The sequence below is a fragment of the Maricaulis sp. genome (assembly GCF_017643475.1).
GTDB lineage: Bacteria > Pseudomonadota > Alphaproteobacteria > Caulobacterales > Maricaulaceae > Maricaulis.
The window spans coordinates 628,778-653,929 of the sequence record NZ_JAEPNI010000001.1; the positions used below are offsets into that span (position 1 = coordinate 628,778).

19 protein-coding genes are annotated in these 25,152 nt (G+C 60.9%); 10 read left to right on the plus strand and 9 right to left on the minus strand.

What is annotated here, in order from left to right:
- Nucleotides 1-7: 7 nt before the first annotated feature.
- Genes JJ889_RS03050 through JJ889_RS03070 form a run of 5 tightly spaced genes read right to left on the minus strand, consistent with a single transcriptional unit; the run spans nucleotide 8 to nucleotide 5,788 of the window.
- A complete protein-coding gene (locus JJ889_RS03050; RefSeq protein WP_291891424.1) occupies nucleotides 8-214 on the minus strand; it encodes a formate dehydrogenase subunit delta in 207 nt (68 codons plus the stop codon).
- A 5-nt stretch (nucleotides 215-219) separates the two neighbouring features.
- Nucleotides 220-996: a formate dehydrogenase accessory sulfurtransferase FdhD gene (gene fdhD / locus JJ889_RS03055; RefSeq protein ID WP_291891425.1), complete on the minus strand. Its 777-nt coding sequence runs from the start codon at nucleotides 994-996 to the stop codon at nucleotides 220-222.
- 5 nt (nucleotides 997-1,001) lie between these two features.
- Nucleotides 1,002-3,836, minus strand: a complete 2,835-nt coding sequence (gene fdhF, locus JJ889_RS03060) for a formate dehydrogenase subunit alpha (protein WP_291891426.1) — start codon at nucleotides 3,834-3,836, stop codon at nucleotides 1,002-1,004.
- Nucleotides 3,837-3,840: 4 nt separating this feature from the next.
- Nucleotides 3,841-5,379, minus strand: a complete 1,539-nt coding sequence (locus JJ889_RS03065) for an NADH-quinone oxidoreductase subunit NuoF (RefSeq protein ID WP_291891427.1) — start codon at nucleotides 5,377-5,379, stop codon at nucleotides 3,841-3,843.
- Nucleotides 5,372-5,788 carry an NAD(P)H-dependent oxidoreductase subunit E gene (locus JJ889_RS03070; RefSeq protein WP_291891428.1) on the minus strand — a complete coding sequence of 139 codons (417 nt, stop codon included), beginning with the start codon at nucleotides 5,786-5,788 and terminating at the stop codon, nucleotides 5,372-5,374. Before JJ889_RS03070 ends, JJ889_RS03065 begins: the two co-directional genes overlap by 8 nt.
- Before the next feature lie 281 nt (nucleotides 5,789-6,069).
- Here JJ889_RS03070 and JJ889_RS03075 point away from each other — a divergent pair, with 281 nt between their 5' ends.
- Genes JJ889_RS03075 through JJ889_RS03085 form a run of 3 tightly spaced genes read left to right on the plus strand, consistent with a single transcriptional unit; the run spans nucleotide 6,070 to nucleotide 8,030 of the window.
- A complete protein-coding gene (locus JJ889_RS03075; RefSeq protein ID WP_291891429.1) occupies nucleotides 6,070-6,714 on the plus strand; it encodes a helix-turn-helix domain-containing protein in 645 nt (214 codons plus the stop codon).
- 3 nt (nucleotides 6,715-6,717) lie between these two features.
- Nucleotides 6,718-7,365, plus strand: a complete 648-nt coding sequence (locus tag JJ889_RS03080) for a helix-turn-helix transcriptional regulator (RefSeq protein ID WP_291891430.1) — start codon at nucleotides 6,718-6,720, stop codon at nucleotides 7,363-7,365.
- A gap of 56 nt (nucleotides 7,366-7,421) precedes the next feature.
- Complete coding sequence (locus tag JJ889_RS03085) at nucleotides 7,422-8,030, plus strand: helix-turn-helix transcriptional regulator (RefSeq protein ID WP_291893154.1); 609 nt, start codon at nucleotides 7,422-7,424, stop codon at nucleotides 8,028-8,030.
- A 79-nt stretch (nucleotides 8,031-8,109) separates the two neighbouring features.
- Here the strand turns inward: JJ889_RS03085 and JJ889_RS03090 are convergent, their stop codons facing one another.
- Complete coding sequence (locus JJ889_RS03090; RefSeq protein WP_291891431.1) at nucleotides 8,110-9,801, minus strand: M28 family metallopeptidase; 1,692 nt, start codon at nucleotides 9,799-9,801, stop codon at nucleotides 8,110-8,112.
- 196 nt (nucleotides 9,802-9,997) lie between these two features.
- Here JJ889_RS03090 and JJ889_RS03095 point away from each other — a divergent pair, with 196 nt between their 5' ends.
- From JJ889_RS03095 to JJ889_RS03105, 3 genes are all read left to right on the plus strand, one after another.
- Nucleotides 9,998-11,680 carry an MFS transporter gene (locus JJ889_RS03095; RefSeq protein ID WP_291891432.1) on the plus strand — a complete coding sequence of 561 codons (1,683 nt, stop codon included), beginning with the start codon at nucleotides 9,998-10,000 and terminating at the stop codon, nucleotides 11,678-11,680.
- A 12-nt stretch (nucleotides 11,681-11,692) separates the two neighbouring features.
- Entirely contained in the window at nucleotides 11,693-12,553 is an 861-nt protein-coding gene (locus tag JJ889_RS03100) for an alpha/beta hydrolase (protein WP_291891433.1), read from the plus strand.
- Nucleotides 12,554-12,620: 67 nt separating this feature from the next.
- Nucleotides 12,621-15,023 carry a DUF305 domain-containing protein gene (locus tag JJ889_RS03105; protein WP_366940031.1) on the plus strand — a complete coding sequence of 801 codons (2,403 nt, stop codon included), beginning with the start codon at nucleotides 12,621-12,623 and terminating at the stop codon, nucleotides 15,021-15,023.
- Between the two features lie 57 nt (nucleotides 15,024-15,080).
- Here the strand turns inward: JJ889_RS03105 and JJ889_RS03110 are convergent, their stop codons facing one another.
- Both JJ889_RS03110 and kdsB read right to left on the minus strand, forming a co-directional pair.
- Complete coding sequence (locus tag JJ889_RS03110) at nucleotides 15,081-15,713, minus strand: histidine phosphatase family protein (protein WP_291891435.1); 633 nt, start codon at nucleotides 15,711-15,713, stop codon at nucleotides 15,081-15,083.
- Entirely contained in the window at nucleotides 15,713-16,492 is a 780-nt protein-coding gene (gene kdsB, locus JJ889_RS03115; RefSeq protein ID WP_291891436.1) for a 3-deoxy-manno-octulosonate cytidylyltransferase, read from the minus strand. The genes JJ889_RS03110 and kdsB overlap by 1 nt, the downstream gene beginning before the upstream one ends.
- Nucleotides 16,493-16,656: 164 nt before the next feature.
- Here kdsB and JJ889_RS03120 point away from each other — a divergent pair, with 164 nt between their 5' ends.
- From JJ889_RS03120 to argC, 3 genes are read left to right on the plus strand one after another with little or no spacing between them, the layout of a single operon-like run.
- Entirely contained in the window at nucleotides 16,657-17,664 is a 1,008-nt protein-coding gene (locus JJ889_RS03120; protein ID WP_291891437.1) for an N-acetylornithine carbamoyltransferase, read from the plus strand.
- The gene (locus JJ889_RS03125) at nucleotides 17,664-18,989 is read left to right on the plus strand and encodes an acetylglutamate kinase (protein ID WP_291891438.1); all 1,326 of its coding nucleotides are present in this window, start codon (nucleotides 17,664-17,666) and stop codon (nucleotides 18,987-18,989) included. Before JJ889_RS03120 ends, JJ889_RS03125 begins: the two co-directional genes overlap by 1 nt.
- A complete protein-coding gene (gene argC, locus JJ889_RS03130; RefSeq protein ID WP_291891439.1) occupies nucleotides 18,986-19,924 on the plus strand; it encodes an N-acetyl-gamma-glutamyl-phosphate reductase in 939 nt (312 codons plus the stop codon). Before JJ889_RS03125 ends, argC begins: the two co-directional genes overlap by 4 nt.
- On the opposite strand, the gene JJ889_RS03135 is transcribed toward argC, so the two are convergent.
- Nucleotides 19,921-21,471: a glycosyltransferase family 39 protein gene (locus JJ889_RS03135; protein ID WP_291891440.1), complete on the minus strand. Its 1,551-nt coding sequence runs from the start codon at nucleotides 21,469-21,471 to the stop codon at nucleotides 19,921-19,923. The genes argC and JJ889_RS03135 overlap by 4 nt on opposite strands.
- Before the next feature lie 321 nt (nucleotides 21,472-21,792).
- Between JJ889_RS03135 and JJ889_RS03140 the strand changes: the two genes are divergently transcribed.
- Nucleotides 21,793-25,122: a TonB-dependent receptor gene (locus JJ889_RS03140; protein WP_291891441.1), complete on the plus strand. Its 3,330-nt coding sequence runs from the start codon at nucleotides 21,793-21,795 to the stop codon at nucleotides 25,120-25,122.
- Nucleotides 25,123-25,152: the final 30 nt, after the last annotated feature.

Consider the following 25,152-nt stretch of genomic DNA (forward strand, 5'->3'; position numbering starts at 1 on the left):
GATATGGTCAGGCGAGCCGAGCCGCAGCCTTGCGGACGACCGGCAGCAAACTGTCTGGATGATCGGTGAGGACCGCCTGCAATTGCTCGCGCATGCGCGGTTCCCAGAAACTCTTGATGTGCTGTTCCACGCCCTCGATCGCCTCCTCCTCGGAATAGGGTTCGAAGAAGCCGGCGATCTGGTTGGCCATGGTGATGAGGCGGTTCTGGTCCATCGGGCCTAGACTCCCAATCGCACGACGCGGCCGCCTGGGCCACGTGTGAGGATTTGCAGATTGATGGCATCGGCCAGCTGCAGCGCCAGCGATGTGGGGGCGGACAGGGTGACCAGTGCTGAAGCGCCCGTCGCGGCGGTCTTGTAGACCAGCTCGTAACTGCACCGGCTGGACATCAGCACGAAGCCGGGCGCCTCGATCCGGCCCGCCGCTGCGAGCAGTCCGATCAGCTTGTCCAGTGCATTGTGACGACCGACATCCTCGCGCACAAACTCGATCACTCCGACCGGCGAACACCAGGCCGCGGCATGGACGCTGTGAGTCTGCTGGTTAAGCGTCTGCCGGTCAGAAATGTTGTTGAAGGCGCGTTCGATCGCGGCGTCGCTGATGTTGAGCGCGCGCCTCTGGCCGGGGCCCGGTGCATGCAACTCCGCCAGGCTTTCGATGCCACACAGGCCACAGCCTGTATGACCGTCGAGGGTGCGCCGGGTTAGGCGGTCACCATTGATGGCCTTCGCCGCGATCCGGATGTCGACCGTGGTACCTTCGGCATAGGTCATGATCTCGATCGCGTCCGGTCGGGCGTCTGCGTTCAGGACGCCTTCCGAGACCGCCAGACCGAAAGCCAGATCTTCCAGGTCACCGGGACTGGCCATCATCACGGTCCAGGCGCGCCCGTTAAAGCCGATCTCGACCGGGTGTTCCGTGGCAATAGCCCAGTGGCTTCCCTCCGCATCCGTGGACGCGATGGCGACATCGAGCGAGGCTTGCGGCAGGTTCAATCCGGTCACTCCGCAGCGGGCACGATATCGATGCGGGCGCGGCGGCGATCGCGTTCGGCCTGCCAGTCCGATGGCATGTTGGATGGGGCGACCTGTACAGCCGTGACCTTGTATTCAGGGCAGTTCGTCGCCCAGTCGGATAACTCGGTTGTCACCACGTTCGCTCCGGATTCCGGGTGGTGGAACGTCGTATACACCACGCCTGGCGGCATGCGATCCGAGAGGACGGCACGGACGGTGATCGCGCCCTTGCGGCTGGACAGGGAAACCATGTCACCTTCGGTGAGGCCGCGAGCGTCTGCATCGGACGGGTGGATCTCCAGCACATCCTCGTCATGCCAGCGCGAGTTCTCGGTGCGGCGGGTCTGGGCGCCGACATTGTACTGGCTGAGAATGCGGCCGGTCGTCAAAAGCAGCGGGAAGGCACGTGTGGTGCGTTCCTCGGTCGGGATGAACTGGGTCAGCATGAACTGGCCCTTGCCCCGCACAAACCCGTCGACATGCATGGTCGGCGTGCCGTTGGGCGCTGCATCGTTACATGGCCATTGCACCGAGCCCTCGCGATCGAGGCGGTCGAAACTGACGCCCGCAAAAGTCGGTGTCAGCGCCGTAATCTCATTCATGATGTCCGCCGATTTCTGATAGCGCATGGGATAACCCAGCGCCTCGGCGAGGCGGCAGACCGTCTCCCATTCCGATAGGCCCTGTTTTTCCGGGAAGGCCGGGCGCACGCGGTTGATGCGGCGTTCGGCATTGATGAAGGTGCCGTCCTTCTCCAGGAAAGACGTGCCCGGTAGGAAGACATGCGCAAAGGCGGCAGTTTCGTTCAGGAAAAGGTCCTGGACGACCACACAGTCCATGGAGCGCAGGGCCGCGATGACATTCTGGGTGTCCGGATCCGACTGGGCGAGGTCTTCGCCCTGGATGAACATGCCCTTGAAACTGCCATCCAGCGCTGCGGAAAACATGTTGGGTATGCGCAGACCCGGCTCGTCGCTGAGCGACTTGCCCCAGCTGGTCTCGAACAGGGCGCGGGTATCGATATCGGAGACGTGGCGATAGCCGGGGAACTCGTGCGGGAAAGACCCCATGTCGCAGGAGCCCTGGACATTGTTCTGGCCCCGAAGCGGGTTCACGCCGACGCCCTCACGACCGATATTGCCCGTCGCCATGGCCAGGTTCGCCATGCCCATCACCATGGACGATCCTTGCGAGTGTTCGGTTACGCCCAGCCCGTAATAGATCGCGGCATTGCCACCCGTGGCATAGAGACGCGCAGCCTGGCGGATTGTTTCCGCGGGCACACCGCTGACCGCCTCAACAGCTTCCGGGCTGTTCTGTTCCTGCGCGATGAAGGCTGCCCAGCGGTCAAAGCTCTCGGCCTCGCAACGCTCGGCAACAAACGCCCTGTCGACCAGGCCCTCGGTGACAATGACGTGGGCCAGGGCGTTGATGATGGCGACATTCGTGCCCGGTCGTAGTTGCAGGTGATGGTCAGCCTGGATGTGCGGAGAGCGGACAAGGTCCGTCGCCCGCGGGTCAGCGACGATCAGGCGGGCGCCAGCACGCAGCCGCTGTTTCATGCGCGAGGCAAAGACCGGGTGGGCATCGGTCGGATTGGCGCCGATGACCAGGATGACATCTGCCTGTTCCACGGATTTGAAGTTCTGTGTTCCTGCAGAGGTGCCGAACGTCGTCTTCAGGCCGTAGCCGGTCGGCGAGTGGCAGACCCGGGCGCAGGTGTCGACATTATTGTTGCCAAAGGCCGCGCGGACCATTTTCTGGACGACATAGACTTCTTCATTCGTACAGCGCGATGAGGTGACTGCGCCGATCGAGCTGCGGCCGTTCTCTGTCTGGATGGCCTTGAAGCGGTCCGCGGCGAAGCCGATGGCCTCGTCCCAGCTGACTTCGCGCCAGGGCTGGCTGATATCCTCGCGGATCATCGGCGACATCACCCGGTCGGGATGGCTGGCATAACCCCACGCAAATCTTCCCTTCACGCAGGAATGGCCCTCATTGGCACCGCCGGACGTGTCCGGTGTCATGCGCACAACTTCATCGCCCTGCAGTTCGGCGATGAAGGAACAACCAACCCCGCAATAGGCGCAGGTCGTGGCAACCTCGCGGCGTGGCTGTCCATGTTCGACGACGCTTTTCTCCATCAGCGTGGCGGTCGGACAGGCCTGGACACAGGCGCCGCAGGACACGCACTCACTGTCGAAGAAACCCTCATCGAGCCCGGCGGAAACCTTGGATTCGAAACCCCGCCCGTCAATGGTCAGGGCCAGCGTGCCCTGGATCTCGTCACAGGCGCGAACGCAGCGCGAGCAAACGATGCATTTGGAGCCATCGAACTGGAAATAGGGATTGGAGGCGTCGACGCCTTCGGCCAGGTGGTTTTCGCCCTCGAAACCGTAACGCACTTCGCGCAGGCCCACTTCGCCGGCGGTGTCCTGGAGTTCGCAATCACCATTGGCGGAACAGGTCAGGCAGTCGAGCGGGTGGTCGGAGATGTAGAGTTCCATCACGCCACGGCGCAGGGCTTCCAGGCGAGGTGTCTGGGTCTGGACCTTCATGCCCTCGGACACCGGTGTGGTGCAGGAGGCGGGGGTTCCCTTGCGTCCCTCGATCTCGACCAGGCACATACGGCAGGAGCCAAATGCTTCCAACCGGTCTGTGGCACAGAGTTTTGGGATGCGTGCTTCCACCTCGGAGGCGGCGCGCATGATGGATGTGCCTTCCGGTACGGTGACCGTCTGGCCGTCAATTTCCAGGCTGACGCGGGTCTCGCTTGTGCGGGCCGGCGTGCCGAAATCATTCTCGCGGCGGCTTCCCATCGCTTTAGTCTACCGTGTCTTTGAGTTTCGCGTCCGAGGATGTGAAATCCTCTCGGAAATGGCGAAGCGCGCTCATCACCGGCATCGGGGTCAGGCCGCCCATGGCGCACAGTGATCCGTCCGTCATGATGGTGCACAGGTCTTCCACCAGTTCCAGATTGGCCTCGACATTCTCGCCGTCGCGGATCTTGCTGATCGTCTCGGCGCCTCGCATTGAGCCGATACGGCATGGCGTACACTTGCCACAGCTTTCCTCGGCACAGAATTCCATCGCGAATTCGGCCTGTCTGGCCATGTCGACCGTGTCGTCAAAGACGACGATGCCGCCATGCCCCAGCATCGCGCCAGCCGCGGCGAAGGCTTCGTAATCCATTGGCAAATCGAGACCGTCCGCAGGGATGTAGGCGCCCAGGGGGCCTCCGACCTGGACGGCCTTCAGCGGGCGGCCGCTCAGCGTGCCACCGCCAAAATCCTCGATCAGTTCACGCAGGGAAATGCCGAAATCGGCTTCCAGCATGCCGCCCCGGCGAATATTGCCCGCAAGTTGATAAGCCTGGGTGCCGCGCGAGCGTTCATGGCCGATCTCGGCATAGGCTTCGCCGCCATGCTCCAGGATCCACGGTACGCTGGCCAGCGTCAGGACATTGTTGACGATGGTCGGCTTTCCGAACAGGCCTGAAAGAGCCGGGATGGGCGGTTTGACCCGGACCTGACCGCGCTTGCCTTCCAGGCTCTCCAGCATGGCGCTTTCCTCGCCGCAGACATAGGAGCCGGCGCCGCGACGAACCTCGAGTTCAAATGCCTTCCCGGAGCCGAGAATATCCGCCCCCAGCCAGCCGCGCCCTTCCCAGGACGCGATCGCAGCCTTCAGCGTTGCAATGGCGTGCGGATATTCCGAGCGGCAATAGATGAAGCCCTTTGTGGCACCCACAGCGAGGCCGGCGATGATCATGCCGGCGATCAGCTGGCCGGGATCGCCTTCCATCAACATGCGATCGGCAAAGGTGCCGCTATCGCCCTCATCAGCGTTACAGCAGATGTATTTCTGGTCAGCCTGGGCTTCCGATGCGGTTTTCCACTTGATGCCGGCTGGAAAACCGGCGCCACCGCGCCCGCGCAGTCCGGAGCGGGTCACAGTCTCGACGATGTCCGCTGCGTTGCTAGCGAGTGCTGCGCGGAGGCCATCCAGCCCGCCACTGGCCTTGAAGGCGTCCAGGTCCAGCGGGTCGATGACGCCGCAACGTTCAAAGATAATGCGGCGCTGGATCTTCATCCATGGCAGGTTCTCGACCTTGCCTAAACAGGTCGCGTGATCCTTCGGGAAGCCTGTCTCGGCGAGGCGTTTCGCATCCGTCACGCAGAGCGGTCCAAAACCGATCCGGCCATCCGGAGTGTCGACCTCCAGCAGCGGTTCCAGCCACAACATGCCACGCGACCCGGTCCGCACCAGCTGGTCCTGGGGCAGGGCCGCGGCAACGCCGTCCGCGCCGACGGAGAGGGCGGCGGCATCCCTGGGGAGAAAGAGGCGGGGCGTATCAGTCATCGGCCAGCTCCGCTTCCAGCAGCTCGGCGCTGGCGCGGCCGATCAGGCGCTTGCCGATCATCGCGGCCGGGCCCAGGGCACAATTGCCCAGGCAATAGATGGTCTCGCTTGCGATGCCCCTGGCCGACAGGCGCCGGGCCAGCTCCTCGCTGCCCACAGCCTGGCAGGCTTCGGCACGACAGAGTTTGAGTTTCGGCTTATCGGTGTCGCGGGTGAAATCGCCATAAAAACTGCGAACGCCGTGGATGTCGGCGCGGGATATGTTCAGGTCCTGCGCAATCCGGCGCGCGGCCTCGTCACTGACGCAGCCGAAATGTTCCTGTGTGTCGTGCAGGATTTCCAGCAATGCAGCGGGATCATGATTGTGATGTGCGCAGATCTTCGCAACCACATCGATATCGTGCGGCACGCAGCTCTCCCCGGGAATTATTATTCGTTGCAGGGAGTTTAGCGCTCGTCGCGCCATTTGAAACTGTTTTGTTGACGCATGCGTCAGCCTATAGTCCGCCGCGACGGACTGTTCCCGCATGGACTGTCGCCCTCGCGGCAAGTGTCACACAAGTTTCAAAATCGCCCTGTTCATCTCGCGCAAACAGTGCCAAACAGAAACTAGCTTCCCAAAAATCGCGATTTACGTTATAAAATATAACTCATAGCGTTACTGCATTCTTCGAAGGGCGGAAGAGTTGCATGTCAGCAATTGAGATTTCGCAGGAACTTCCCGAGCTGCACTGGCCGTCAGTGATCCGGCACTACCGGCATTCGACGGGGCTTAACCAGGGTCAGCTGGCGGATCGTCTCGCCGTGACCCAGACCATGGTTTCGCGATGGGAAGCTGCCGATGCCCGCCCCAGTCCTCGCATCCAGGAATTATTGTTCGATCTTTACTGGGCCGAAAGCGCGACGATTTCGCGTGATGTCTGGGAGCAGCGTGTCGCCCAGAACCCGGCCATTATCTGTGTCGCTGACGGGACCGGACGCATGGCTGTCGCTTCGCGCGGGCTGGCCCGGTTGATGGGGTCGACATCCGAAGAATTGTCGGGCCGCATGATGAGGCACTACTTCCGTGGCGAGATTTTTGACCTTTTTGCAACCTTTGGGCGTGCAGGCTTTTTCGAAGGTCGGGTGGCCAGCGCGGAGAGCGTGGACCTGTTCGAATACCGGCACGGTTCCGGGGAATGGAAACAGGTCTATCTGCACGGGCTGCACCGTCCGGTCCTGATGCCGGGGCCGCGTGTCCTGTGCATGATGTCCGGCGCTGTCGTGAATGAAAGCGTCTATCGCGATGTGAGAGAGCGGCTGGGTGGGCCGGTGGTTGTGCGAAAGGCACTTTGAGGAATGAGCACAGAGACAAACCGGTCCAGTAAACCGGCGCATCTGAGCTGGGGTGAAATTCTCAAACAATACCGTTTTACCAACAATATGAAGCAGATGGCTCTGGCCGATGATCTCGGGGTCACACAGGCGATGGTCTCACGCTGGGAGGCAGACCTGGTCGAGCCGGGTCGGGAAATGCAGGAACGCATCCTCACCCTAGTGTCACCCGAGGAATTATCGGCGCCGATGATCGGCTGGCGGTCCTACATGGCGGAAACCCCGGCCATTGCCGGCGTGGTGTCCAGCTCCGGCATTCTGGAAACGATCAGTGTCGGCATGGAACGCGAAACCGGTCTGAAGCGCACCGACTGCGAAGGCCAGGAGCTTTCCCGGAGCTTCTCGGAAGGACTGCCGCAACTTTTTTTGCGTCTAAAATCAATCGGATTCTTTGACGAACGCGTCGAAACCGTTGAAAGTGTGGACAAGTATGTACTCTGCGACGGGCCTCGAAAGGGTGAAACGCTGTTTGTGCATTCGATGAACTGGTGGCGACGGGGTGAAGACCTCCAGCCGCGTTGGGTGTTCAGCGGAGCGCAGGTCGGCGAGGACGAGTTCGAGGACCTCCAGAAGGAGTTTGGAAGCCAGATTCGTACAACGCCCATAGCTTAGGGCCTGCGGGGGGAGCCGTGGCACAAGATTTAAATCTGCCTGTTGCATCCGGAAAAGTGAATTGGCCGTCCATCATCCGGAATTTCCGGATGTCCAAACGTCTGAAGCAGGCCGCTCTGGCTGCCGATCTCGGCGTTACACAGGCGATGGTTTCGCGCTGGGAGAACGGAGAATCCGATCCACCCGAGCGCGTGAAGCGCCGCATGGCAGAACTTGTTCAAGACGCTTTTGTCGTGGCTCCGGCCCCGACCTGGATGGACCTGGTTACGCTTAATCCGGCCATCGAATTCGTCACCGACTCCCTGGGTATGTTCAAGGCGATCTCGCAAGGTGCAGTCGATATGTTCGGTGTCACTCGCGAGGAGATCGAGGGGCGTCAGGTCTCACAATTTCTGGGCGGCGAGTTTGTCGGCGCCATGGATAATTTGCGTGATAGCGGCATGTTCCAGAACAATCTCGCCTTTGCCCAGAGCATGGGCAGTGTCGAGATCAATGTTGCTTCGGGCATGAAGACGGTTCTGTGTGACTTTATCCACTGGCCGCGCATCTCCGAGGCGCGCACCGTCTATTGCGTGCACTCAGGTGCCGTGATCGACGAGGCAGCCTATTCCCAGCGCCTAGAAAGCCGAAATGGCGAACGTTTTGCAACGCGCAAGACGTTCTAGACAGACAGCTTCCACCCGGTATGAGATACAATAAAGGCGGCCTGAGGGGGCCGCCTTTTTCGTGCAGATGTCTCGCTGCCTAATCGGCGCGCTGGGCGTCGCGGAGTGCCCGGAACTCATTACCTTCATACCAGTTCGGCCAGTCCTGCGAATTCGCGAGACGGTTGCCGACATTGTAGAAGAGCTGGGCGTCTTCGAGCATGCCTTCCATGTTCCAGTCTTCAGAATACTCATCGCCCGGTGCGTGATAGCGATTGGCGCGGTAGTCGGCGCCAAAGGCCTCGCCGGCCTCGCGGCCACCCTCGCGCAGGTCGAAGCCACCGTCTGCATACAGCATCGGCACACCCTGCTTGGCCAGGGAGATGTGGTCGGAGCGGTAGAAATAGCCCGCCTCCGGGTTCGGGTCCGGGACAATATAGCGGTCCTGGTCGGCGGCTTCCTCGGTCAGGATATCTTCCAGCTCGGACGCGCCGTGACCAACAACGACCACGTCACGTGACCGACCGGTTGGCAGGATGGCATCGATGTTGATTCCGCCGACGGTCTGGGAGAGTGGCTCGATCGGGTTGACGCCGTAATAGGCTGAGCCCAGCAGACCGGATTCCTCGGCGGTGACAGCCAGGATCATGACCGAGCGTTCCGGCGGATTGGCCGCAAACGCCTCGCCGATTTCCAGGATTGCGGACGTGCCGGTCGCATTGTCGACAGCACCGTTGAAGATACCGTCTTCACCGACACCAAAACGAATACCCAGATGGTCCCAGTGCGCGGTGTAGATGACAAACTCATCCGGACGCTCGGTGCCGCGGACAACACCGGCGACATTGCGGCTGTCCATGGTGCGGGTGGTGTTGCGCAGGGTGCCGGACGCAGTCAGGCCTGTCATTTCAACGGCTTCAAAACCCGGCTGTGCCGCAGCTGCGGTGAGTGCGTCAAAATCCAGTCCGGACAGTTCGAACAGCTGGCGAGCGCCTTCCTCGGTGATCCAGCTCTCGACGCCAGCAAATGTGCCTTCACCCGGTTCACGGGCCAGATCCAGCTGGCCACCGGTCCAGGATCCGGAGACGACATTCCAGCCATAGGAGGCCGGGGCGGTCTGGTGGATGACGATGACGCCGTCGGCGCCCTGGCGGGCCGCTTCCTCGAATTTGTACGTCCAGCGGCCGTAATAAGTCATCGCATTGCCGTTGAAGAGTCCGCTTTCCGGATCGCCATAACCCGGATCATTGACCAGCATGACGACTGTCTTGCCGCGCGCGTCGACGCCTTCATAGTCGTTCCAGCCATATTCCGGAGCGACAACGCCATAACCGACAAAGACCAGTTCGGTGTTCTCGATGGCGACTTCGTCATCGGCGCGCTTGGTCCAGTAAACCAGGTCGTCCGGCATTGAAAAACCGAGGCTCTCGCCATTATGGGCGATGTCGAAGCTGGAATTGGCGGTATCCAGCGTGACCTCCAGCAGGGAAACCGGCTGGAAATAGCTGTCGCCATTGCCTGGTTCCAGGCCAATGCGTTGCATCTCGTCGGCGATCCACTGGCTGGCTGCGATGCCGCCGGAGGTCGCCGGAGCGCGTCCTTCGAACTCGTCGCTGGCCAGGGTGGCGATGCGATGGCGCAGGTCAGCTTCCGTGATCTCGGTGGATGTGATGGATGCGGAGTTGGTGTTTTCCGCGGCGTTATCCTCGTGGGCGGCGTCCTCCTCGCCGGCCTGAGTGCAGCCAGCAAGCAGCAAGCTGCTCGCGGCAAAGGCAAAAATCGCGTGTTTCATCAAATGTTCCCCTTGGCGATTGAGGCTGTAGCAGCCAATCTGCCGCACATCCTGCATTCGCAGGCCGGGGACGCAAGCACCTGTTGGCACCGCTTTGACGGAATTGGCATTTGACCATACCTGAATGGTCATTCATGTTTGCGTCCGCATCGTATCGCAACGGAAACATCCGGTGATGCACTCGAGGGGAGAATTAATGTCCGAAGAAACCAAGTCCGAATCGGTCGATACGGAGCCCAAGATCAGCAGCGGTTATCGCGGTGTTGTCATGCTGATGCTGTTCCTTGTTTACGCGTTCAATTTTCTGGACCGGCAGATCATCTCGATCCTGGCTATTCCGATCCAGGAAGAGCTTTCTCTTACGGATGAACAGCTTGGCTTGTTGGGCGGTATCGCCTTCGCGCTGCTGTACTCGACGCTGGGTGTGCCAATTGCCTGGTTTGCTGATCGCCTCGACCGAACCTGGATCATGACGATTTCCCTGACCGTCTGGAGTGGTTTCACGGCTCTCAGCGGTTTCGCGCAAAACTTCATGCATCTCTTCCTGGCGCGTGTCGGTGTCGGCGTTGGTGAGGCCGGAGGTGTGGCTCCTGCCTATACGATCATCGCCGATTATCATCCTCCGGAAAAACGATCGCGCGCTTTGGCTATCTATTCTCTTGGCATCCCCGTGGGCAGTGCGTTTGGCGTGATTGCGGGTTCTCAGATTGCCGGTGGTGCCATTTCGGATGCACTGGACTGGCGCTCCGCTTTCATCATTGTTGGCCTGGCAGGCGTCTTTCTCGCGCCGGTCTTCAAATTCCTGGTCAAGGAGCCCAAGCGTGGCCAGTTCGACGGCGGCAAGACAGTGGACGCTTCGCCTGTCCAGACGGTAGGGGCCTACAGCGCCGACAAGGTGCGCATCCTGTCCATGGCGGGTGCAGTCTTGTTTGCCTTGCCGAGCCTGCTTTCGCTGTTCAACGCGCTCGTCTTTGGCGCCGAGCCGATCCAGTCACCGCTGGTTCTGGTGGCTGGCGCCCTTGTTGGGGCGGTGACCGGCTGGCTGGCCGGAAGCTGGGTTGGCAAGACCACACAAGTGGTCCCGCTGTGCCTTGGAGTTGGTGTTCTGATGTTGCTGCCGGGCCTGGTGACCTGGAGTATTCCAGCCTTCGGCGGAGCCGGGTTTGGCCCGGCTGCGCTCGCATGGTTGGCAGGGCGTTTTATCGCCGGCCTGCTGATCGGTGCGTTCTTCTTTGCCTTCCGTGATTTCATGGAACTTGTGATCAAGAAGTGGAGCTTTTGGCTGATGGTCTTCGGCGCGTCTTCCTCGTCCATGATGGGGTATGGCGTCTTCTTCTGGATCCCGTCCTTCTTTGCGCGCAGTTTCGAACTGAGCCTGATAGAAACCGGCTGGGTCTTCGGCGGTATTCTCTTTGTAGCTGGCAGTCTCGGCATCTTCCTGGGCGGTGTAATGGGTGACTTCCTGGGCAAGAGCAAACGCTCCGCCTACGCGACCGTTCCGGCGCTCGCCTTCCTGGTCAGCGCTCCTTTGTACTGGGCAGGCATCATGTCGCCGTCACCGATGTTGTCCGTGATGATCCTGTTCATCCCGACCGCTCTGGGCCTCGCCTGGCTGGGGCCGGTCATCTCAGCGTTCCAGCACCTCGTGCCCCCGCACATGCGTACCAGTGCATCCTCTGTCTTCCTGCTGATCAACAACCTGCTCGGGATTGGCGGTGGCGTTTACGTTCTGGGCCGTGTCTCAACGGTTCTGCAACCGACTTTCGGCGATGGTTCGCTGCGGGTATCGATTGCTATCGGCGCAACGCTTTACCTGGTCGCGGCGGGTTTCATGTTCTGGGCGTCGCGTTATCTGGAGCGCGATTGGGAAGCTGAATAGGGGCAGAGCCGGATGAGTTTCACCGAGCATTATTTCCAGACCGAGGACGGTCCGAAAATTCACTATCGCGATTATCCGGCTGTCGGCGAGGAACGGGGATTGCCCGTGCTCTGCCTGCATGGGCTGACGCGCAATGTGAATGACTTTGCCGAGCTGGCGCCACAGATCGCGGCGCTGGGGCGGCGGGTGATCGTGGCGTCCCAGCGGGGGCGCGGAAAATCGGACTGGGATCCCCGGCCAGAGCGGTATCAGCCGCCGATTTATACGATGGATATGGCGGCCTTGCTCGAAAATCTCGGCATTGCGCGTGCTGTTTACGTCGGCACGTCGATGGGCGGGCTGATGTCGCTGATCACGCCGACCCTGGCGCCGGGCAAGCTGGCCGCGGCGGTGATCAATGATATCGGTGTCGAGATCAATCCCGGTGGTATCGAGCGCATCAAGTCCAACGTTTCCGCACGCGGTGCGGTGAAAACCTGGGACGAGGCGATTGACCGGACGATTGCGTCCAACCTGGACGCCTTTCCCAAACGCAAAGGCGACAGGGAGTTCTGGGACTGGTTTGCCCGCAAGCTCTGGATCGAGGTCGAGGGCGGGTTTGATCTCTCTTATGACCAGGCCATCGTCGAGCAGTTCGACGAGGGCGGGGAACTGCCGGATCTCTGGCCGTTCTGGGAGCCTTTCAAGGCGCTTCCGGTGCTCGTTGTACGGGGTGGAAACACCGATCTTCTGACCATCGAGACCGTTGACAGGATGCGCTCGAAAAAGCCGGACATGGCCTATGCGGAAGTGCCTGATGTTGGCCATGCGCCCTTCATGACAGAGCCAGAGGCCTGGTCCGCAATCACAGACTTTCTGGAACAGGTGGACTAGCGCGCAAGAATTGGCTTGCCCCGAAGAGCTTCCAGCCTAATTCTCTCGCCATAATTTTCGAGGGAGGATGTCGATGGCCTGGAAGGCAAGATTACTCGTGGGCTCGGCGCTGATCGGTCTGGTCGCTGGCGCTGGATTTGCGCAGGATGCACCAATTGTTCAACCGGGGGCTCCGGGGGAGGCCAATCGCCAGCTGAGTGCCGAGGAAGCGGTTGAGATCGCAGCCAATCGGTACTCCGATGATGATGTGCGCTTCATGCAGGGCATGATCCTGCATCATTTCCAGGCTGTGCAGATGGCGGCGCTCGTGGGCGAGCGGACCAGCACCCAGTCACTGGTCGATATCGCCAGTCGCATCGATATCTCCCAGGAAGACGAGATTGCCTTCATGCAGTCTTGGCTTCGTGAACGCAGCGAAGATGCGCCGGACCCGGCCAATGACCCACACGCCATGCATCATGGCGGGCATCACAACATGTCCGGCATGGCCAGCCCGGCCCAGATGGTGGCGCTTGAAGCTGCCAGCGGCACCGCATTCGACCGCATGTTCCTTGAGCTGATGATCGCGCATCATGACGGTGCCGTGGACATGGTTGACCACCTGCTGTCGCAGCGCGGCTCGGCGTATGACCCGGTATTGTTTGATTTCGTCAATGATGTGCGCGGTGAGCAGCGTGCCGAGATCCGCCGCATGAATACGATCCTCTCCGGCCTGTCGGAGGACCCGCGCAATGGACTGGCAGCTGGTTTCCGGGATGCAGAGGAAGCGATTTCCAACCTGACCCACCTGGCGAGCCTGCCCAAACCGACCGGATTCTTTGATGTTGAGAACCCGGCGGGCCTGCCACCGGAGATTCCGACCGATGCCACTGACGAGGATATCGAGCGCCGCTTCGGTGATCGTGCGCCGTTCCTCAGCTTCTCCAACACGGATATGGCGTTTGCCGGTAATCTGATGGCGGCTGGTAATTATCATGGCATCAATCTCTACGACATTTCCGGGGACGAGCCGCGTCTGCTCAGCTCGCTGGTGTGTCCGGGTGGTCAGGGCGATGTCTCCATCGTCGGCGATCTGATGATCATGTCGGTTCAAGACACGCGTGGTCGTATTGATTGTGGGCGCCAGGGCATTGTCGAAGAGGTCAGCTCGGAACGGTTCCGCGGTATCCGCATTTTCGATATCTCTGATCCTGTCGCACCTCGCCAGGTCGGTCTTGTGCAGACTTGCCGGGGCTCGCACACCCATTCGGTGGTGTCTGCCGATGACGAAACCATCATTGTCTACAATTCCGGCACCAGCTCGATCCGTCCGGAAGAAGAGCTTGCCGGCTGTGTGGCCGGTTTGCCGGGGGATGATGAGACGGCGCTGTTCAGCATCGATGTCATCGAGATCCCTGTCGCCAATCCGGCGGCGTCGCGCATTGTCGACAGCCCGCGTGTGTTCGCGGATGACGAGAGCGGGCGCATTGCCGGTTTGTGGGCAGGCGGTGACCATGGTGACGGTACCCAGTCCACGCGCCGCACCGATCAGTGCCATGACATCACGGTTTTCCCGTCGCTGAACCTGGCGGCTGGTGCCTGTTCGGGCAATGGCATCATTCTCGACATCACCGACCCGCGTGCTCCTCAGCGTATCGACGCTGTTGTGGACCAGGGGTTTGCCTACTGGCACTCCGCGACGTTTAACAATGATGGCACCAAGGTCCTATTCACCGATGAGTGGGGTGGCGGTGGCCGCCCGCGTTGCCGTGCCCAGGATCCAAGCGACTGGGGTGCAAACGCCATCTTCGATATCGAGAATGGTCGCCTGGAGTTCGCGAGCTATTTCAAGATTCCCTCGGCCCAGACCGAGCAGGAAAACTGTGTGGCGCACAACGGCTCCGTCATTCCCGTGCCGGGGCGCGATATCTTCGTCCAGTCCTGGTACCAGGGTGGCATTTCCGTCATCGACTTCACCGACTCCGAAAACCCGTTCGAGATCGCCTATTTCGACCGCGGTCCGATTGATCCCGACGTGATGATCAGCGGCGGATACTGGTCGTCCTACTGGTATGACGGACGTATCTACGGCACCGAGATTGCGCGCGGCCTCGACGTTTTCGCGCTTTCGGCCAGCGAATTCCTCACGGATAACGAAATCGCTGCTGCCGGCCTCGCCAATCAGGGCGAGGTCTTCAATCCGCAGCAGCAATATCCGGTCAGCTGGCCTGAACATCCGGTTATCGGACTGGCCTATGTCGATCAGCTGGTTCGCGACGAGGTCCTGGCAGCTGACGCGGCGGCAAGCCTGTCTGAGGCCCTGCAACAGGCCGCCTCCACACTGGAAGCTGGTGAGGAGAACCGGTCGTTGGCATCCGATCTGCGTCGCATGTCTCGCGACCTGCCACGGGCCGAGCGCGGCAGCCAGTCGGCCAGCCGTCTGAGTGCGCTGGAAGATGTGATTGATGGTGTCTATCGCGCGCTGCGCTAGACGGTCTGTCACCAAGAAGGAAAGCCGCTGCCCGGAGGGTGGCGGCTTTTCTGTATTCTAGCCCAGGGCGGACCTGATGAGGTCGGCATTTGGTTTTTCGTTCCAGAACAGACGGCTGCCGCCGTCACCGCTGATGTCCACGGCGCAGGTATTACCCGTCTTGACCTTCACGTCCGCGTCCGGCCCGGTGAGCGCGTTGTACATATAGCGCAGGATGCCGTTGGAGGTGATGACGACCGTCAGGCCATCCAGCTCGGCCGCAGCCGCCATGGAGGCGAGCGCATTGCTGCGCAGCGTATCCTCGCTGGGGGACCAGTCCGCGCCGGGCGGGCGTCGGTGGTGGAGATCCCATTCCTCGCGAGCCTTAGCACCGAATTCGGCAATGATTTCGTCACAGGACTTGCCGCCCCAGGAGCCGTAATCGATCTCGCGCAGGCGTTCGTCGATCCGGACCTCGCCGTCAAACCCGGTCAGTTCGGAGACGATTTCGGCGGCGCGGCGGGTGCGCTTGAGCGGACCGCAAATGATGTGCGCGGGCGTCAGGCCGGCATCGCGCAGGGCCTCGCCCAGAGCGGCGGCCTGTTGCTCGCCCTTTTCCACCAGCGGCAGGTCTTCCTTCGCGCCGACCCAGACGACCTTGTCGCCGGGACCGAATGTATTGCCGTGGCGGGCCAGCAGGATCTTGCTCATCACACGACCTCCCCTTCGCGCTTGATAATGTCCTCGACGCGTGTCGCGTCCTCGGGGCTGTCGACAGACCAGGCCGAGCGGCCGCGATAATCGGTCAGCACGACCTGGATCGGAATGCCATTTTCCATCGCACGAAGCTGTTCGAGGCTTTCGGTCAGTTCCAGCGGTGTGGGTTCGAGATCGACCAGTTGTTGCAGCGTGTCGCGGCGATAGCCGTAAAGGCCGATATGCTGATAGACCGGCGCGCCCGTTTCCGGCTTGCGGCGAAAGGGGATGACATTCTTGGAGAAATACATCGCGCGCAGGGTCTTGTCGAAAACCACCGTTGTGCCACTGGCCGAGCCATTGGCCTTGTCGACGCGCATGCGCGCTTCGGTGTCGGCAGGCAAGGCGACCGCGGGCGTGGCCATCGGCATGTCCGGATTGTCGCGCAGAGTGGTGGCCACATCGCCGATCACCCAGGGTGGGATCAGCGGGGCATCGCCCTGGACATTGATGATGATCTCCGCATCGCTATTCAGGCGTTTCAGCGCATCGAGTGCGCGCTCGGTTCCGTTGCGGCAATTCTCGTCCGTCATCACAGCTTCGCCGCCCGCCGCTTCGACCGCGTCAACGATGCGCTGGTCATCCGTCGCAACCACGACACGGTCCACGCCGTCAGCCGCCGCCGCGATGCGCCAGACACGCTCGACCATCATCTGACCGGCAATTTTCGCGAGCGGTTTGCCGGGGAAACGGGTGGAGCCGTAACGGGCAGGAATAACAGCAAGAACGGACATGGAGATCTCCTTCGCCTTCGGCTTGTTCCACATCCGCGGGCCGATTTCCACTCCCCGCGGCAATGCTGCCATGCTCGCGCGCGCAGGTTCAGGGTCTGGACATGTCCAGTGGCGCCCCCTAAGGCCTTGAGCTGGTTTTATTGCAAGCGCGAAAAGGTAAGCAAATGCGCCACTTCCTGACGACAGCCGATTGGTCCCGTTCCGAACTTCAGGGCCTGCTCGACCGAGCAGCCGCCTTCAAGTCCGGTGCGGTCAGCCGATCGCTCGAAGGGAAGTCCATCGCGCTCTTGTTTTTCAACCCGTCACTGCGAACCCGATCAAGCTTCGATATCGGGGCTCATCAGCTGGGCGGTCACGCCATTGTTCTGGACGCCAAGGGGGCGACCTGGCCGCTGGAGTTTTCTGACGGCACCGTCATGGATGGTTCCGAGGAGGAGCATGTCCGTGAGGCTGCGCGGGTCCTGTCGAGTTATGTCGACCTGATCGCCATTCGCTGTTTCCCGGAGTTCAAGGACTGGGGCGCGGAGCGTGAGGACCCGATGATCTCGGCCTTTGCCCAGCACGCCACGGTGCCGGTGATCAACATGGAAACGATTGTGCACCCCTGCCAGGAACTGGCCCTGATGCTGGCTCTGCAGGACCGTCTCGGATCAGTCGAGGGCAAGGAGTTCCTGCTGACCTGGGTGCCGCACCCCAAGCCGCTGAACACGGCGGTGGCCAATTCCGCCCTGTTGATTGCATCCAAATTCGGAATGAATGTCCGCATGCTGGTGCCGGACGAGGCCTATCGCCTGGACGAGCGCTACATGTCCGCCGCCGAGAGATTCTGCGGAGATGCAGGTGCTAATCTGACCCTCACAACCGATGTTGAGGCTGCCTACACCGGCGCGGATGTCGTTTATGCCAAGAGCTGGGGCGCCTTGCCGTTCTACGGCAACTGGGATGACGAGGCGCCGCTGCGGGCCAAGGGTGCGGACTTCATGATCACGCCGGAAAAGATGGCGATGACCAATAACGGTGTTGTCAGCCACTGCCTGCCCATGCGCCGCAATGTGAAGATCGCCGATGCCGTGGTCGACAGCCCGGCTTTCCTGGGTATCGAGGAAGCGGGAAATCGCCTGCACGTGCAAAAGGCCATCATGGAAACCCTGGCCAAACAGGGAGGGTCGTGATGAGCGAGAATTTTTCCGAGGTTCGCCAGACGATCGTCCAACTGCTTTCCCACATGCGGGACGGCAAGGAAATCCGTGAATATCTGAGCCGTTTCTCCGGCCTGGAACAGGAACGTTTCGCCGTCATCAAGGTCGGCGGTGCAGTGATCCGGGATGATCTGGAAGCGCTTTCAGCCTCCCTGGCCTTCCTGCAATCGGTCGGCCTCTCGCCCATTGTCGTGCACGGCGGTGGCCCGCAGCTGGACGAGGCGCTGGAGACGGCAGGCATCGAAACCGAGCGTGTGGATGGTCTGCGCGTGACCCGTGAGCAGGCGGTTCCCGTCATCCGCGAGACACTGACCCGCGCCAACTTGGCCATTGTTGACGGCGTACGCGCGGCGGGTGGCCAGGCGGCGGCTATTCCCGGTGGTGTGTTCGAGGCGCGCATGATTGACGAGGCCCGGCTGGGTCGGGTCGGTGAACCGACGGACATACGTCTCGACCTGGTCGCGGCGGCCGCCCGTGCCGGCCAGGCGCCGATACTGGCCTGTCTGGGTGAGACGCCGGATGGCAAGCTGGTCAATATCAACGCGGACAGCGCCGTGCGGGCACTGGTGGAGGCGCTGCAGCCTTACAAGGTAGTTTTCCTGACCGGGACCGGTGGTTTGCTGGATGCGGAGGGCGAGATCATTTCCTCCATCAACCTGGCGACCGACTACCAGGAGATTGTCGCGGCCGACTGGGTGTCGGGGGGTATGCAGCTCAAGATCGACGAGATCAAGCGCTTGCTGGAAACCCTGCCGCTGTCCAGCTCGGTGTCGATCACCAAGCCCAGGGCGCTGGCGAGTGAGCTCTTCACTCACGCCGGGGCCGGTACACTGGTGCGTCGTGGTGAGCGGATCTTTGCCCTGGATGACAAGACCGCGCTGGACATGGCCCGGCTGGAGGGGCTGGTTGCCCGCGCCTTTGGCCGTCCGACCGTGCCCGGCTATTGGGACGGGCTGGCGCTGGATCATGCCCTGGTCACGGAGAATTATCGCGCTGCCGCCCTGACGACCCGGCTGGCCGGGTCCATCTATCTGGACAAGTTCGCCGTGCTGGACGAGGCGCGTGGCGAGGGGTTGGGCCGTGCGGTCTGGCAGCGTCTGATCGAGTATGCGCCAGAGCTGGTCTGGCGTTCGCGCACGGATAATCCGGTCAATGGGTTCTATTTCGACCAGTGTTCGGGCGCTGTTCGCCAGGATGAGTGGACGGTGTTCTGGCGTGGTGAGAAATCAATGGCCGATCTGCAACCGGTATTGGAACAGGCCTTTTCACTGCCGGCAACGCTGGAGAGTGCGTCATGACGGTACGTGTCGGACTGGTTGGTGCCCGTGGTCATACCGGCCGTGAGCTCCTGCGCCTGATCGCAGGTCGTGACGATATGGAGCTCGTCTTCGCAAGCTCCCGCGAGTTCGCCGGCAAGCCGGTCGCGGATATGGCTCCGGAAGTAAGCAATGGTCTTGGTTTCGAGGCTCTGAGCCCAGCGGATGTCGCCTCGCGTGAGGTGGATGCCGTGATCCTGGCCTTGCCCAACGGGGCCGCTGCCGGATTTGTGAAGGCCATCGATGACGCAGGGCGAGACCCGGTCATTGTCGATCTCTCAGCGGACTATCGGTTCGACGACAGCTGGGTCTACGGCATGCCGGAAGTTTATGGGCGGGAGACCCTGGCCTCGGCGCGTCGTATTTCCAACCCGGGCTGTTATGCGACGGCAGGCCAGATGGCGATCGCACCGGTGCGCGAGCGTCTTGGTGCGCCGGCTCACGTTTTTGGCGTATCGGGCTATTCCGGTGCAGGCACGACGCCGTCACGCAAGAATGACCTGGCGGCGCTGAGAGATAATCTCATGCCCTATGCCCTTGCCGGGCATATCCATGAGCGAGAAATGAGTCGGCATCTCGGTGTCGAGGTCCAGTTCACGCCTCATGTCGCGGCCTTCTTTCGCGGTATCGTGGTGACCGTGCATCTGGGATTTGCCGAGGCGATTACCGGCGAGGAATTACGCCGTGCCTTCGCGGATTTCTATGCAGGTGAGGCACTGGTCGAGCTGGCTGATGGTATCCCGGAAGTTATCGATGGTGCGGGCAAACCCGGCATCACGATCGGTGGTTTCCAGCTGGCCGATGATGGGCGACGTGCCGTCATCGTGTCCACGCTGGACAATCTGCTCAAGGGCGCCGCGGTCCAGGCAATGCAGAACCTCACCCTTGCCGTTGGCTTGCCGGAGGAGCGGGGCTAGCGCGGGCGATTCATGTAGGCCACATCGTAGCTCGCCCACAGCTCGAGAAGCTCGCTTGTGCGTTCCACACGCTGATGCCCCGAGGCCTGCCATAACGTGAAATCGCGCGTTTTGTTGCCGTCGAGCGCGATCGAGATATCGCCGATTTGCTCGATCCGGGCGAAATCGCCCTGGAACATCGGCTCTTGCCAGCTGCGTTGCGAGACAATGAGGATATCACCGGTAAACTGCTCTGGCAGCGGCCAGCCCTGTTCAGCGTGATTGGTCGCGCCTGGAAAGCGCAGCCACATCTTCACGGTGTCTTCCGGTTGGTTTCCGTATCTCTGCACCTGGTGGAACACATTCCGGTTATCGAAGACAATGTACGTGTAGTCATCGGCTTGTGCTGCTTGGGAAATTCGGTCTGCGGTCTCCTGCCAGGCGCGGACACCCTTGGTGGAGTTGCTGAGTCCTGCGGCAACAGTCCAGGACGGAACACTCGCAATGACCATCAGTGCGATCATGCTGACGGAATGGGCGGCTATCGACCCCCAGAGCACAGAGCGCCGCCATCGAGGGCCTTGCAACAGGAAGAAGACCACCAGCAGGCTGCCGGCAAGGTAGGCGGACACCGCCCAGTTGGCATGTGCCCGGGAGATGAAGGCCTGAACGGATACGGTCAACAGAGGTGGCAGGATGAAGAGACTGAGGAGCAGGGCGTCGGGGTGAACCGATTTGCGCTGGCGCAGGGTGCGATACAGCACGCCGATCAGGATCACGAAGAGGGCTGGGCCGAAGACGCCAAGTTGACCAGACAGGAAGTCAAAAAGCTCTGCCGGGTGGAAGAGGTTGCCGCCCCAATTTGCGTTGGCCGCGGTGTGAGAGACCGTGGCGAAGTCGTGGGCAGCGTTCCAGAGCAGGTTGGGCAGCAGTATCAGGGTGCCAAGCACCGCGGCTACGACACCCTTCAGGGACAGAAGCGCTCGCCGCGCAGGCGCGTCCAGGACAAGCGACAGGCCTGTTCCCACGACAAAATAGATCATGGCGTATTTGGCGAGCATACCCAGCCCGATCGCGACGCCCAGTCCGACCGCATGACCCCAGCTGGCCTTCGTGCGCAGTGCGACTAGACAATAAAACGCCGCTGCCCAGGCCGCCATCATGGGGGTGTCAGTAGACATGACGGCGTTGGACATCCAGACCGCTGGAATGGTTGTGAAGGTCAGAGCGACCCAGAACCCCGTGCGCGCATTCCAAAGACGGCGTGCTGCCAGGAAGAGGAAACTCAGCGTGGCGATATTGAGGAGGGGCGCAGGCAGCCGGACTGCAAAGTCTGTGTCGCCGAACAGGCTGGTGCTGACGGCAATCAACCAGGCAATCATCGGCGGTTTCGAGAAATAGCCCCAGTCAAACTCGCGTGACCAAACCCAGTATTGCGTTTCGTCTGCGTAGAGTTCCAGTGGATTGAATGCCAGGGCGAGAATTCGCAGCGCGGCGGAGACGAGGATCAGGATCAGAGTGAACTGTGTCCAGCGTGATTCTTCGGTTGGCGACTCGATGGGCGACATGTTCAGGATAGTCCAGCTGAATAGTGTATCATTTTCGCCGCAGCCTAGGCGGTTTCGGTGCGATGTCCAGATTCAAGAAACTGTCACATAATTATCACCGTCGCATGGCTACCCACAAAATGTTGTGACGCGCCTGGCTGATGAACAAGATCTGGTAATGTTCGGGGATGTTCGTAATGTGACGTGTTTGTGACGCCGTTTGAGGGGTCATAAAAGCTTCATTCTGACGTCTTGGATTCTTCTAACAGGCGGCGTAGGAGGCCCGTGCTTCGTTAAAGAGGGCGCCTGCCCTCGTTGGTCGTTCTATTGGGGGACATCCAAATGTCTTTTACAAAAAAATTCGCCTTCAGCGCGGCGACGGTCGCTCTGCTGGCAGCAGCTCCCGCTGCCGTTTACGCACAGCAGACTACGTCTACGCTGCGTGGTTCCGTCACCTCTGAAACCGGTGCGGCGCTCTCCAACGCATCTGTTACCATCGTACACCTGCCGACGGCTTCCACGTCGACGGTTCAGTCCAGCGCGAACGGTACATTCAGCGCAACCAACCTGCGTGTTGGTGGTCCTTACCGCGTCATCATCCAGGCTGAAGGCTACGAGCCGGCTGTTCTGGAAAACATCAACCTGGCGATCGGTTCCCAGGCACCGCTGCGTGTTTCCCTGTCCTCCGGTGGCACCACCGACATCATCACGGTTCGTGGCGAGCGTCTCGACACGCTGACCCTGGACACGGGTATCGGCTCTGTCTTCTCCGCCGCTGACCTGGCTGTTCAGCCGACCGTCAACCGCGACTTCACCGACATCCTGGCTCGTGACCCGCTGGTAAACTCCAACGGCAATGGCGAACTGAACATCGCTGGTGTTGGCACGAACTTCAACGCCCTGAACCTCGACGGTATCGAAATCGGCGAGCAGTTCGGCATCAACTCTGACGGTGTATTCCCGTCCCAGCGTCCGCCGGTTGACCTCGACGCGATCGAGTCCGTCTCCGTTACGGTTGCTGACTTCTCCGTCCTGAACAACGGCTTCCAGGGTGGTTCCATCAACGTTGTGACCCGCTCCGGTTCCAACGAGTTTGACGGCGTGCTCGGCTACTACCGTTCCGAAAGCGACTTCGTTGGTGATCGCGCCTTCGGTCGTGACTACGACGTGGGCAATTTCGAAGAAGAAGAAATCTCCATCAACATTGGTGGTCCGATCGTCGAAGACCGTCTGTTCTTCTTCGTCAACTACTCGGACTTCGAGCGTACGGCTCCGCAAAACCCGAACCTCGGTGATACGCAGGTCGGTCTGTTCGACGCCATTCGTACCCTGACGCAGAACACCTATAACTACGACCCGGGTGAAAAGACGCTCTCCAGCGATGCTGAGACGACCGAGCGCCTGCTGACGAAGTTCGACTGGAACATCAATGATGACCACCGTGCGACCTTCACCTACATGACGCTCGACGAAGGTCAGCTGGCCAGCACCGGCTCCTTCGACTTCCCGAGCGCGACGCGCCGCGAAACCGTTACCACCGACCAGTACTCCTTCGAGCTGCTGTCTGACTGGACCGACCGTTTCTCCACGCTCGTTCGCATCGGCTCCCGTGAAACCCAGCAGCGTCGTACGCCGCTTGGTCAGGCTGGCGGTCCGTCCGGCTCTGATTTCATGAGCTTCAACATCCGTGACATCGACGGTGCAGACCCGTGGTTCGCTGCGAACGGCCTCGACGGTGCCGCCCTGGTCGGCAGCTCGCCGGTCAGCGTTTTCCTCGGCCCGGATCGTTTCGATCAGGCAAACGCCATCGACGACGAGCTGTTCACGGTTTACGCGCAGGGTAACTACGCCTGGGGTGACCACAACATCACCTTCGGCATGCGTTACGAAGACTACTCGGTCCTCAACGTATTCGTACCGGGCTCTTCCGGTGTTGCAGTCTTCGACAGCATCTCCGACTACGCCAACCAGCTGGCCTCGGACTTCTTCGTTGACCTGCCGGCGTCCGGTAATGTTGCTGACGGCATCACCAACTACTCCTACGAGCTGTGGTCCTTCTTCGCGGAAGACACCTGGGCTGTTACGCCGACGTTCGAGGTCAACTACGGCCTTCGTTACGAGCGCATCTCCCAGGACGACCTCGCTCCGGAGCGTCTGGACACGATCCTTGAAAACGGTGACCGCCGCACGTTCCAGGAACTCTATGGCATCTCCGGTCGTGACAATCTCGACGGCGTTGACATCCTGCTGCCGCGCGTTGGCTTCAACTGGTCTGTAAACGACCGCCTGACGGTTCGTGGTGGTGCTGGCCTGTTCTCTGGCGGTTCCCCGGCAGTCTTCCTGGCCAACAGCTTTGTTCCGCTGACCTTCCGTGGATCCATCGATCCGCTCGCGGGTATCCAGGGCAACACCATCCCGGCTGCCGCTCTGACGCAGATCGCTGATGCTGCTGCCAATGCCAACGGTCGTTTCGTCCCGGCATTCGGCGTCTTCGGTCCGGACTTCGAGATCCCGGGTCAGTGGCGTTTCGCACTCGTTGGTGAGTACAACCTGAACCTCGATCGCTGGGGTCTGGGTGACGACTACCGTGTCACGGCTCAGTACGTTCACTCCGAAGCCCACAATCAGCTGCACTTCGTCAACCTCGGTTGGCAGCGTGCTGATCTGCAGGAGTTCGTTGGCGTCGCACCGGACGGCCGTGTGATCTACCCGAACATGAACGAGCTGGAAGAATCCGCTCCGATCCTTCTGACGAACACCGACGAAGGTTCTGCGGACATCTTCTCCATCGCTCTGGCCAAGCGCTATGAGAATGGCTTCTCGTTCGACATGTCCTACACCAACACGAGCGCAGAAGACGTGTCCCCGTACACCTCCTCGCGCGCCATCTCCAACTTCCGCGGCAATCTCGGCCCGGATCGTCAGGCAGATGTTGCTCACACCTCTACCAACGAGATCGAGCACGCATTCAACATCTTCCTGAGCTATGAGCGCGACTTCATCGGCGATCTGACGACGAACGTCTCTCTCTTCGGTACGATCCAGTCCGGTCGCCCGTTCGGTTACGGCATGCGCAGCTTCCGTCACCTGTTCGGTGTCGCCTCTGACGGTGAATTCCCGTACGGCAACAACGACCCGCTCTACATTCCGGAGCTCAACGCTGCCGGTACGGGCTTCGACGATCCGCTCGTGACCTTTGCTTCCCAGACCGTGCACGATGAGCTTTTCGAGTTCGTCCAGGCGCGTAGCCTGGAAGGCTATGCAGGTTCCATCATGCCGGTTCTCAGCGACAACGGTCCGTGGACCCAGCGTTGGGATCTGAGCCTCGAACAGGAACTGCCGGGCATCGGTGCTGCCGATCGCTTCGTCGGTGACAACAACTTCAAGCTCACCTTCGACATCTTCAACGTCATGAACCTGCTCAATGATGACTGGGGTCAGCGCGTGAACGGTCCGAGCTTCCAGGGCGAGACCACGGTTCGTGCCCGTCTTGTTGATGCGAACGGCAACGAACTGCGCGGTGGCCGTGGCGAAGACGTCTGTGGCGTCACCACGACCTGTACCTACCTGTACCGCTTCATGGAAACGGACGCAGACGGCAGCGAGCTGTTCTTCGAGAACCAGGCTGCATCTGTCTACCAGGTCCGCGTTGGTCTGCGTTACGAGTTCTAAGAACTCAACGCCAAGCGAATTTGCGGAAGG